The sequence below is a fragment of the Paenisporosarcina sp. P4_D4 genome (assembly GCF_056401835.1).
In genome coordinates, this window is the sequence record NZ_JBFUIO010000079.1 from 1 (window position 1) to 11,074 (window position 11,074).

An 11,074-nucleotide genomic window follows, 5' to 3' on the forward strand; every position below is an offset into this window, starting at 1 on the left:
ATCTATTATAATATCTTCGAATTGCTTCGTTTTGTAATGCTCGTTGTATTTGTCTGTTTCTTTTGGTTGGAGATTATTATGTTCAAAATCCGATTATTCTACCATTATTGTTAATAGTTTACCTTGTTTCACTACACCTGGTGATGCCCCTTCTTCAACAGGATCTGGTTGTTTTTTTAGATGCCCATTTTTTTTGCCATTTCCCTTTAATAAACCATTATTGAATTCTTTCTGTTTCTTCGCTTCGGCTTGTTTCACCTGTTTCGCTAATGGATCATCACTTACTTTGTTACTAGAGTCAGATTGACCTTTAACAGCTAAATAATTATGCAATCCCTGTTGTTTTTGTGCTTCTGATGCATTAGCTGGTATTACACCACGTTTCATTAATGCTTTGATTAATTTCTCGTCATTAACAATCGAGAGATCGATAGATCCTGCAAAATGAGATTGAGCAGAATGTGATACTTGTTGATGAAGAGGCGCTTCGGAAATTGGGCTTGCAAAGCCACCGGACATACCGGATAGCAATGTTCCTGCAAACACAACCGATGTAATACTAGATTTCCAAAACTTTTTCAATTCGTAACCCCCTTGAGATAGTTAATCTTTATTAGAATATTTGCAAAAGTGAGTTAAAACAATGAGTTAAAATGCTTGTTTCTTTCTAATAGATTCAGAGTCTTTTATACTATTTTTTTGAATATTCATATTCTTTCTACTTAGATTTTCTCTTCTTTTTTACGAATTATCTTATAGCTCGAGGTTTTCCTCGTTTTTTTGCAGTCATAAAAATAAGGTTAGATCTTAATTAATGATTTGAATTATGTAAACATTTTCGAGGTGTTTTTTTATTCGATTCATTCATCCACATTTCAGATGTATTTTTATCCCCTTTTTATTTTGATTGTAAGTGGAATTAAAGCATCCTTTTTACTCTCTCTTCGTCATGTTAAATAAACTGTCAGAAAACGGGTGGATGGTATGAAAAAGAAGGTGGTCTTAGCTGGAGGAACAGGTTTTATTGGACAATACTTGGAGGGGAAATTCACCGATTTAGGGTATGAAGTGGTGATTATTTCAAGACAGCCTCACCATATTGCGTGGTCCAATCAGACGGGTATTATTAGTGCTTTGAATGGTGCGGAAATGCTGATCAATCTTGCTGGTAAATCCGTTAACTGTCGTTACAATGACAAGAATAAAGAAGAAATCATGAGTTCCCGTACGAAGACGACTCAAATACTTGGAAACGCTCTGTTGGCTTGTGAAACTCCACCGCCATTATGGATCAATTCAAGTACAGCAACGATTTATCGTCATGCAGAAGATCGTCCCATGACGGAAACAAATGGGGAAATTGGCAACGGTTTTTCGGTAGATATAGCCAGAGCGTGGGAGCAATCCCTATTCGATTATCAACTTCCACATACTAGACTAGTGGCTTTACGAATGGCAATTGTACTTGGTGCAGAGGGTGGCGTGATGAAGCCTTACTTCAACTTGGTGCGCTTCGGGCTCGGTGGGGCACAGGGGTCAGGTAATCAAATGTTTAGTTGGATTCATATTGAAGATGTGTACCAGATTATTCTATTCCTTCAGGAAAGAACCGACTTGGAGGGTGTCTTTAATTTGTCTGCTCCACATCCCGTTTCAAATCGTGAATTCATGAAACAATTGCGCAAAGCAATGAATCGAAAGCTTGGATTGCCTTCCCCAAAATGGATGCTCGAAATCGGTGCTATCCTTATACGAACTGAAACAGAACTCATTGTGAAAAGTCGTTGGGTGCTGCCGGAGAGGATCGAGAAAGAAGGGTTTCATTTTACTTTCGAAACAATTGAGAAGGCATTTCATCAAATCATCCTAAAGCAACAATCCATTTCTTAAAACACAAAACCTCCAGAATCAACGATTCTTCTGGAGGTTTTGTGTTTTCGAATTAAGCGTTTTTAACATAGCTTTCAACAAGTCATTCCCCAAGTGCATAAACTGGTTTTAATACCGACTTAGTAAAGGGGAATACTTAGATATGATACATCCGCATACGGAATTACGTTATATAAATGATGAAATGGGTTTTGGGGTATTTGCGACTCAATTTATTCCGAAAGGAACGATTACGTGGGCACTGGACGACCTCGATCAAATACTGGAGCCCGACTATATTCATACGGTTGACGAGTATAGAAGCGAGTTATTGAAAAAATATGCATATCGAAACCAAGAAGGGAAGTACGTTTTATGTTGGGATTTAGGGAGATATGTGAACCACAGTTTTCATGCCAATTGCATGGGGACCGCTTATGAATTCGAGGTAGCCATCAGAGACATTTATCCAGGTGAAGAGTTAACAGACGATTATGGAACTTTGAATATTGATGAACCTTTTGATTGTTTCCCTGAAGACGGGACGGAGCGGACGAGAGTCTACCCAGATGACCTTCTCCGTTACCACGAAGAATGGGATATAGTGGTCAGTGACGCTTTTCAACATTTTAATAAAGTGGAACAACCGCTTCAACCACTCATTCGACCTGAATTCGTCGAGAAAGTAAGAATTGCAACAACAAAGCATTATCTGCCGGATTCAATTAAGTGCCTTTACTATAATCGTCACCAATAATAATGGTAGCGTCTAAATTTAAAAAGCTTTCTAACCATAAAACGATAAAACCTACTCAGGGGTTTTATCGTTTTTTATTATTCTCTAATGAAATAACAAAATACGAATCTCATTTCTAATACATTTACAGTAGAAATTAGGTTTTCGAATTCTTTAGTTCTGCAAAAAATGGTTTACCCCCTTTATTTCAAAAGTTGCACTTAATATGACCAATAATATTGTATGAAATAAAGAAAAATTGAACATGCTTGTGAAGAAAGTTTATKTAGTAATTGGGTTAATTTTCTTGTAACTGACAAAGGGATTACCAAAAAAAGTAAAGTTATAAAAAATAAAAACGAAACAGTAAATGAGGTAGTGTATGGGCTTTTTCGAAAAGAAAATTAATAATAAAATACAACCCAATTCTACTTCAACTAGTCAAAGGACGAATAAAAGTCCAACAGAGGATATAAAACCAAATCTTCAAGAGAATATACAAATAATTAAAGATTCCCTTGGGGAAAGCTCTGATATTATCATTCGAGAAATTAATATTGGAAAAGAAGGATCCATTAAAGCCGCTATCATATATACAGATGGGTTAACTGACACACCCTCATTACAAAACTTCATTTTGGAAACGCTCATGTTGGATACCAAAGGGACGGAATTGCAGGAAAAGATATCTCCTGAACAAAATCTTATTAGCGTATTAAAAGATTTTGCTATGACAGTAGGGGATATAAAAGATTTAACCGATTTCGATGTGCTTTTTACTGGTCTTTTATCGGGAGATACGGTTATTTTAATCGATGGTTATAAGCAAGGTTTAATCATTTCCAACAGACATTGGGTTGATCGGGGAGTAACCGAAGCATCATCTCAGATGGTAGTCAGGGGACCACGCGAAAGTTTCTCCGAAAATTTGCGTGTAAATACAGCCTTAGTTCGCAGGAAAATTAAAGACCCAAATCTTTGGATGGAATCAAAAATTATTGGAAAACGAACGAAAACGAACGTTGCCGTGATGTATATGAACGGCATTGCAAATGACAAAATAGTGAAAGAAGTCTGTTTGCGTTTGGATAAAATAAAAATTGATGCAATTCTTGAAAGTGGAAACATTGAGGAGTTGATTGAGGATGCACCTCTCTCACCTTTTCCAACAGTTTTTAATACAGAACGTCCAGATATAGTTGCTGCGGCACTATTAGAAGGGCGCATAGCTATTTTAGTTGATGGAACACCCTTTGTACTGATTGTTCCAGCATTATTTGTCCAATTTTTTCAAGCTTCCGAGGACTACTATCAACGGTCAGATATTGCGAGTCTTATTCGGCTTCTTCGTTTTTTTGCATTTACAATTGCTTTATTGGCACCAGCATTATTTATTGCAATCACCACTTTTCATCACTCAATGCTACCACCTGCACTCCTTATTAGTTTGACAGCCCAACGGGAAGGCGTCCCATTTCCGGCATTTGTTGAAGCAATAATAATGGAAGTCACCTTTGAACTTTTGCGTGAAGCAGGTATAAGAATGCCCAGAAACATCGGTGCAGCCATGTCTATAGTAGGGGCATTTGTAATTGGAACAGCAGCCGTTGAAGCAGGCATAATTTCTGCTGCGATGGTCATCGTAGTTTCAATAACAGCCATTTCAAGTTTTGTTTCTCCTACTTATGACTTGGCTATCGCTGTTAGGATGTTCCGCTTTGTATTTATGGCAATCGCAGCAGCTTTCGGTTTGTTTGGAATTACGATAGGTTTAATTGCTCTTATTCTACATTTATGCAGTTTACGTTCTTTTGGCATACCATATATGTCTCCATTAGCTCCATTTAATATTTCGGATCAAAAGGACACGCTTATTCGTTTGCCTAAATGGAAAATGTTTACTCGACCTCGCCTAATCAATCAACAAAATATGACTCGTCAACAAGATTCCGCCTCTGCAAAACCACATCCAACAAAAAATGAGGAGTATGAAAGGGAGTAAACGATGAAAAAGTGCATGTTTGTACTCCTGATTCTCAGTCTCTTTCTTACGGGGTGTTGGGACCGGAGGGAATTAAATGAGCTTGGCATTGCATTAGCATTAGGAATCGATAAAGTAGAAGATGAATACCAAGTAACTGCTCAAGTGGTTGTACCTTCTGAAATATCCGCGAAAGCAAGTACTGGGCGTTCACCGGTAATCCTGTTTCAGGCGAGCGGGGAAACGGTATATGAAGCTCTTCGAAAAATAACAAAGAGCTCGCCTCGAAAAATATATCCTGGACATCTTCGAATGCTTGTGATTGGTGAGGATTTAGCTAAAGAAGGTATAGGCGAATCCTTAGAGTTTCTGTCAAGAGATTGGGAACTTCGATCTGATTTTTATGTTGTTATTGCTAAGGATTTGACCGCGGAAGAGGTACTAAATGTCACAACAACTCTTGAAGCCATACCCGCAAATAAAATGTTTAACACGCTTAGAGCGTCAGAAAAAGCCTGGGCCGCAACGCACGCCGTTATATTAGATAAGCTGATAACAGATCTAACAAATGAAGGAAAGGAAGCGGTATTAACGGGAATTCTAGTGACAGGGAACCAAGAAATAGGAACAAGCAAACAGAATGTAGAATCAATTACTCCTGAAGCGCGAATTGTATATGATGAATTAGCTGTGTTTAAAAAAGATAAACTGGTGGGCTGGTTAACTGAACGAGAAAGCAAAGGGTATAATGGCATCGTCAACGAAGTGCAAAATACTGTAACTCCTATATCTTGTCCTGAAGAGGGGAAAGCCACTATAGAGATTATTCAATTCGACTCTAAAGTGAAAGGCAAAATAAACAAAGGAAAGCCCGAAGTGGATGTCAATATTAAAATAAAAGGAAATATTGGGGAAGTAGAATGTCAAATTAATCTTAGTGAACAAAAATCAATTGTTGAGCTAGAGAAAATCACGGAAAAAAGAGTGAAAGAGACCATTAATATGACCATTGAAAGTGTACAAAAACAATATGAATCAGACATATTTGGGTTTGGTGAAGCCATTCATCGATCCAATCCGAAAGAATGGAAAAAGATGAAAGAGCAGTGGAGGGATGAAGGATTTTCTGAGTTGTCAGCGAACGTTAAAGTTGACGTGAAACTTCAGCATACGGGTACAGTAATTAATTCCTACCTAGAAGATGTAAAGGATTAAATAATCATGTTGAAAACTTTAGGAATACTCCTGATTGCGGCTACCATTCTGTGGATTGAAGTTCCACCTCTATTGGAAAAAAAGTTAAAAAAAGAGTTACTTGTGTTTGCTATTCTTCTTGTCATTGCCGTAGGGTTAAGTATTACACTAGGATTTGGAAAATCTATTCCAACTCCACTAGATTTACTCACTTTTGTGTTTAAACCTCTTAATGATGTTATTGCTCTTTTGTTAAAGTGAAAGAACAGTATGGAGCGGAAGGTATGATATGTAATGATGCAAGACGTTAAAATAAATTCGTACCAATTTCTAGTTTTAGTTATTTTTTTTACGATTGGTACGAGTCTCTTAACTGTACCATCAGTATTAGCAGCCGATGCGAAACAAGACGCTTGGATTGCTGCTATAATTGGTACGGGACTCGGGTCATTGGTCATATGGCTATTCATTACTATAGCTCTTTGGTTCCCTCACTTCACCTTTATCCAAATCAATGAAAAAGTATTTGGAAAATGGATAGGTAAAGCCTTTTCTGTTTTTTTTGTACTCACGACTTTTCTTTATACTTCAGAACTTTTGTTTTATTGTGGGACATTCCTAAACATGCATGCGCTGCCAAGTACTCCAATGGTAGTCCTTAATATTCTTATGGCGGGGGTAGTGGTGATGGGAGTCCGTCTTGGATTGGAAACCATCGCTCGTTCTGCAGAAATTTTAATTGCCGTTTTCTTCATCCTTTTTCTCATTTTAGTGGTGTTTATTTCACCTGAAATCAAGTTTGAAAACATACAGCCTGTATTTGAAGTAGGTGCAAAAAAGATCGTTCAATCATCCGTATTTTATTTCGTAATATCTTCAGTTAATGCCGTTACTTTATTAATGATTTTTCCTTCCTTTATTAACAAAATGAAACAAGGTAAAAAATCCTTTTTATTAGGAAACTTAATAGGTGGCATTATCATTATTATTATTACATTTTTGAGTGTTGCTGTATTAGGTCATGAGAATACCGCAAGACAGGCTTATCCTAGCTATGAATTGGCTAAAAGGATAAATGTTGGGGATTTTGTACAGCGAATCGAGGCGTTAATGGCCGCACTTTGGATTATTGCGCTCTACTTTAAGACGGTCCTTTATTTTTACGCTACCGTTTTAGGTATGGCACAAATTCTAAATTTGAAAGATTATCGCCCTTTAACATTACCCTTAGGCATGCTTGCTGTTGTCCTTTCTCTCGTGATTTATCCTAACGTCGTCTACAAACAATATTGGGACAGTACAACGGGTAATACCTTATCATTGTCATACGGACTTTTTTTACCTCTTTTGCTGGTAGTTATATATGGGTTACGAAAAAAGAAATTAAAAAAAGGTGCCAGAAATCCTTAGGAAAAAATTTGCTAAAAGCCAAGTTGGCAATGTATTGCCAACTCAGTGACAGGTATCCGGGAGTCCTATTGGAGCGGAAGGTATGATATGAAATGATGAAGGATGTAAAAATAAATTCGTACCAATTTCTTGTTCTAGTCACCCTATTTACGATTGGTTCGAGCGTCTTGCTTGTACCATCAGGCTTAGCTCAAAATGCGAAGCAAGACGCTTGGATTGCCGCGATATTCGGGATGGGGATTGGGTTACTAGTCATTTGGCTATTTTGCACAATAGGGAAATGGTTTCCAAATCTCACTTTTATTGAAATCAATATTAAACTCTTTGGGAAATGGATAGGGACAATATTTTCTCTTTTATTTGTGTCGCTTTCTTTTCTTTATACCTCTACTCTTCTAGCTCATTCTGGAACTTTTCTAAATATCCATGTGCTGCCAAGTACTCCAATGGTAGCGCTAAATACACTTATGGGAATGATTATCGTGATGGGTGTCCGTCTTGGGTTAGAGACAATCGCTAGGTCGGCCGAAATCTTAATTGTTGTTTTCTTCTTCCTATTTCTCATTTTAGTGGTGTTTATTTCACCAGAAATCAAGTTTGAAAACATACAACCTGTATATGAGGCAGGAACAAAAAAAATTGTTCAATCATCCCTGAATTTAGTGGTTTACTCTTCTGTCAATGCTGTTATTTTGGTAATGATTTTTCCTGCATTTATAAACAAAGCTAGACAAGGAAAAAAATCCTTTTTAATTGGAAACTTAATAGGTGGAATCGTCACCATCATCATTACATTTTTGTGTGTTGCGGTATTAGGTGCCGAGAATACTACAAGACAGTTATATCCTGGCTATGAATTGGCTAAAAGGATAAATATCGGGGATTTTGTACAGCGTATCGAGGCGTTAATGGCCGCCTTTTGGATTATTGCGCTCTACTTTAAGGCGACCCTTTATTTTTACGCTTCCGTTTTAGGGATTGCACAAATTTTAAATTTAAAAGATTATCGTCCCTTAACTATACCGTTAGGCATGATTGCCATTGCCCTTTCTCTTATGGTTTATCCAAGCGTTATCTACCAAAAAAATTGGGACAGTACAACGCTTGTTTCATATTCATTATCAATAGGATTATTTTTACCTCTTTTGTTAGTAGTTATGTATGCGTTACGCAAAAACCAATTAAAAAAAGAAGCTGAACATCATTAATATTGTTAAAGCTCATTCGACAATGCATGATCTACTCAGTAACTGAAACCTGAGAACTCTTGAACAGGAATTTTAGTATGATGCATTTGGGTGTGAGTAAAAAGTAAATGGAATAACTTGTGAATAATTTTATATATGGTCCACTAAACACCCATCTTCTGTTTTCGAAGATGGGTGTTTGCAATCGACTATGTTCGTGATCTTCCCCTCAAGAGTGTGAATCGTTATCATATCGAACTGGAAAATGACGAAACCTTTTTTAAATGACACACCAGTAAAGTTATAAATTTAAAAAATCGAACTCCTTTAATTTATGGAGTTCGCTTTTATTCATGTATGCAATCAAGTTAAATCTCGATAATGATAGGTAGAATCATCGGCTTTCTTTTCGTTTTTGCAAATAAAAACTTCCCTAAGGTAGCTTTAATGCTTTGCTTCAGTACGTTACGCTGACGTCCATTCGCTGATTCAGTTGTTTGGATGGTAGTCAACACTAACCGATCCACTTCCTTCATCAGTTCTTCAGCATCACGTGCATAGACGAAGCCACGGGAAATGGTATCAGGTCCGGAAATAATTTGACCATCGGACTTACTGAGAGTAATGACGATGACGATCATCCCGTCTTCAGATAGAAGCTTGCGATCCCGCAACACAATGTTTCCTACATCCCCAATCCCTAATCCGTCGACAAAAATGTTGCCGGAAGGGACCTTTCGCGTTTGGCGTGCAAGGGAGTTGTTTACGTCGACAACGTCTCCATTGCTGATGATGAAGACATTTTCTCTTTCCACACCAACTGATTCGGCTAATAACCGATGCTTATGTAGCATTCTGAGCTCTCCGTGAACTGGGATAAAATATTTCGGTTTCATCAACGTCAGCATCAGTTTCAATTCTTCTTGGCAGGCATGTCCGGAAACATGCATCCCTGTAGCACTACCAGAACCATAAATGACTTTTGCTCTTAACCGATACAAATTATCGATAACTCGTGAAACATTCCTTTCATTTCCAGGGATAGGTGACGAAGCGAAAATCACAGTATCTTCAGGCAGGATTTCTACTTGACGATAGTTGGAGCTTGCTAAGCGCGATAAAGCCGCCATGGGTTCCCCTTGGCTTCCTGTACAAAGAATAGCTACGTTTTCTGGAGCCATTCGCTTGATATCATGCGGGTCAATAATCATGCCCTCGGGAACATTTAAATAACCCTGCTCCATGGCAACAGAAACCACATTCACCATACTGCGTCCGAGTAGGACAAGTTTTCGGTTTGTTTTTTGGGCGGCATCCACGACTTGTTGAACTCGATGAACATTGGATGCAAATGTTGAAATAAATACTTTCCTGTTTGCTTTGCGGAAGGCATCTTCAATGTGTCCGCCAACTAAAGATTCTGATGGAGTAAATCCGGGACGTTCCGCATTTGTACTTTCTGATAATAATACAAGAACACCATTCTTGCCGATTTCAGCCATTTCATGAATGTCCGCATATTCATTATTCACTGGAGTTAAATCGAATTTAAAGTCCCCGGTATGAACAACCGTACCCTCAGGTGTGTGAAAGGCAATTCCTAAACAATCTGGGATGCTGTGGTTTGTTTTAAAGAAAGTACATGTAATGGCATTGAAGTTGATTTTTGACTTGGAATTAATCAAATTCATTTCAGTTTGCCGTAATAGTCCATGTTCTTTCAACTTGATTTCAATTAATCCCAACGTCATTCTTGTGGCATAAATCGGCATGTTCAATTGTTTTAATAAGTATGGGATGCCCCCAATATGATCTTCATGACCATGCGTGACGATTAAAGCACGAACCTTTTCCTTGTTTTCCTGTAAATAGGAAATATCTTGAATGATTAAATCTATGCCAAGTAAGCTTTCATCTGGAAATTTAGATCCGCAGTCGATGACTACGATATCGTTCTCAACTTGCAGGACATACATGTTTTTTCCGATTTCATTTACGCCGCCAAGGGCGAAAATGGATAATGAGTTTTCTATCGTTTCCAAATTAAATATCCTCCTATTTTAAATCGCTATAAGAAGTATTCCCACGTGCCTTTCTTTTTATGAGGATTAGGGAAAAGTTTCTGTATCAAAAAAGGGCAACGAATATCATATACGTTAGCGACTGAAATCAACGCACCATTGGATGTACAGAGTGAAAACAAAATGAAACGAACCACCTTTTACACGAATAAAAGGTGGTTCGTTTGATTAATGCTGTTTATTTTCTGGCTGCTTGATAATGGATTTCCCTTCATTTTCCACATGGTACTCTCTTTCGATTTCCTCATTCAATGTTTCATCTTCAAACTTATTATCAAGAAAAACTTGAACGCCGTTTACACTGACAATCGTATTGGCAGGGTCAGAAAAAATCTCTTTTTCACGATTATTGCTCATCGGTATTCACTCCAATTGGGTTTCGCTCTTTTGTTTCTATTCCCTTTCGGCGTTTGTGACATCGAATTTTTATTGCTGCTTGATGAATTATGGTTGTCTCTCCCCATATAAGAAAGTATGGCTTAAAAAGGGGATTTTGATGTAACTGAAAAATACCCTATTAATCTTTTATTAACGCTACGCGATAGGGAAACAACTTAGCCTCCATTATGCCTTCTTTCATTGCGGGGTCGTTTTTTCACCTGTTTTTTGTAATTGC

The 11,074-nt window shown here is 37.7% G+C and carries 10 protein-coding genes; 7 read left to right on the plus strand and 3 right to left on the minus strand.

Annotated elements, in window-relative coordinates:
* Nucleotides 1-93: 93 nt before the first annotated feature.
* A complete protein-coding gene (locus AC1DSL_RS13620) occupies nucleotides 94-582 on the minus strand; it encodes a hypothetical protein (RefSeq protein WP_477532575.1) in 489 nt (162 codons plus the stop codon).
* Between the two features lie 402 nt (nucleotides 583-984).
* Here AC1DSL_RS13620 and AC1DSL_RS13625 point away from each other — a divergent pair, with 402 nt between their 5' ends.
* The 7 genes from AC1DSL_RS13625 to AC1DSL_RS13655 all read left to right on the plus strand — a co-directional run bounded on the left by AC1DSL_RS13625 (nucleotide 985) and on the right by AC1DSL_RS13655 (nucleotide 8,398).
* Nucleotides 985-1,890, plus strand: coding sequence for a TIGR01777 family oxidoreductase (locus tag AC1DSL_RS13625; RefSeq protein WP_477532576.1), 906 nt, complete (start codon nucleotides 985-987; stop codon nucleotides 1,888-1,890).
* 142 nt (nucleotides 1,891-2,032) lie between these two features.
* Nucleotides 2,033-2,626, plus strand: a complete 594-nt coding sequence (locus AC1DSL_RS13630) for an SET domain-containing protein (RefSeq protein WP_477532577.1) — start codon at nucleotides 2,033-2,035, stop codon at nucleotides 2,624-2,626.
* Between the two features lie 361 nt (nucleotides 2,627-2,987).
* Nucleotides 2,988-4,607 carry a spore germination protein gene (locus AC1DSL_RS13635; protein ID WP_477532578.1) on the plus strand — a complete coding sequence of 540 codons (1,620 nt, stop codon included), beginning with the start codon at nucleotides 2,988-2,990 and terminating at the stop codon, nucleotides 4,605-4,607.
* Nucleotides 4,608-4,610: 3 nt separating this feature from the next.
* Nucleotides 4,611-5,801 carry a Ger(x)C family spore germination protein gene (locus AC1DSL_RS13640; RefSeq protein ID WP_477532579.1) on the plus strand — a complete coding sequence of 397 codons (1,191 nt, stop codon included), beginning with the start codon at nucleotides 4,611-4,613 and terminating at the stop codon, nucleotides 5,799-5,801.
* A 6-nt stretch (nucleotides 5,802-5,807) separates the two neighbouring features.
* The gene (locus AC1DSL_RS13645) at nucleotides 5,808-6,041 is read left to right on the plus strand and encodes a hypothetical protein (protein WP_477532580.1); all 234 of its coding nucleotides are present in this window, start codon (nucleotides 5,808-5,810) and stop codon (nucleotides 6,039-6,041) included.
* Between the two features lie 33 nt (nucleotides 6,042-6,074).
* Nucleotides 6,075-7,190 (plus strand): GerAB/ArcD/ProY family transporter, encoded by a 1,116-nt coding sequence (locus tag AC1DSL_RS13650; RefSeq protein ID WP_477532581.1) that lies wholly within the window; start codon nucleotides 6,075-6,077, stop codon nucleotides 7,188-7,190.
* 92 nt (nucleotides 7,191-7,282) lie between these two features.
* Entirely contained in the window at nucleotides 7,283-8,398 is a 1,116-nt protein-coding gene (locus AC1DSL_RS13655) for a GerAB/ArcD/ProY family transporter (protein WP_477532582.1), read from the plus strand.
* Between the two features lie 347 nt (nucleotides 8,399-8,745).
* Here the strand turns inward: AC1DSL_RS13655 and AC1DSL_RS13660 are convergent, their stop codons facing one another.
* Both AC1DSL_RS13660 and AC1DSL_RS13665 read right to left on the minus strand, forming a co-directional pair.
* Complete coding sequence (locus tag AC1DSL_RS13660) at nucleotides 8,746-10,419, minus strand: ribonuclease J (protein WP_477532583.1); 1,674 nt, start codon at nucleotides 10,417-10,419, stop codon at nucleotides 8,746-8,748.
* Between the two features lie 207 nt (nucleotides 10,420-10,626).
* Nucleotides 10,627-10,815: a hypothetical protein gene (locus AC1DSL_RS13665; RefSeq protein ID WP_477532584.1), complete on the minus strand. Its 189-nt coding sequence runs from the start codon at nucleotides 10,813-10,815 to the stop codon at nucleotides 10,627-10,629.
* Nucleotides 10,816-11,074 lie beyond the last annotated feature (259 nt).

Excerpts from the sequence above, each read along its gene's own strand:
- AC1DSL_RS13625 (WP_477532576.1), top strand. The coding sequence starts at position 985 with ATGAAAAAGAAGGTGGTCTTAGCTGGAGGAACAGGTTTTATTGGACAA.
- AC1DSL_RS13630 (WP_477532577.1), top strand. The coding sequence starts at position 2,033 with ATGATACATCCGCATACGGAATTACGTTATATAAATGATGAAATGGGT.
- AC1DSL_RS13635 (WP_477532578.1), top strand. The coding sequence starts at position 2,988 with ATGGGCTTTTTCGAAAAGAAAATTAATAATAAAATACAACCCAATTCT.
- AC1DSL_RS13640 (WP_477532579.1), top strand. The coding sequence starts at position 4,611 with ATGAAAAAGTGCATGTTTGTACTCCTGATTCTCAGTCTCTTTCTTACG.
- AC1DSL_RS13645 (WP_477532580.1), top strand. The coding sequence starts at position 5,808 with ATGTTGAAAACTTTAGGAATACTCCTGATTGCGGCTACCATTCTGTGG.
- AC1DSL_RS13650 (WP_477532581.1), top strand. The coding sequence starts at position 6,075 with ATGATGCAAGACGTTAAAATAAATTCGTACCAATTTCTAGTTTTAGTT.
- AC1DSL_RS13655 (WP_477532582.1), top strand. The coding sequence starts at position 7,283 with ATGATGAAGGATGTAAAAATAAATTCGTACCAATTTCTTGTTCTAGTC.
- AC1DSL_RS13665 (WP_477532584.1), bottom strand. The coding sequence starts at position 10,815 with ATGAGCAATAATCGTGAAAAAGAGATTTTTTCTGACCCTGCCAATACG.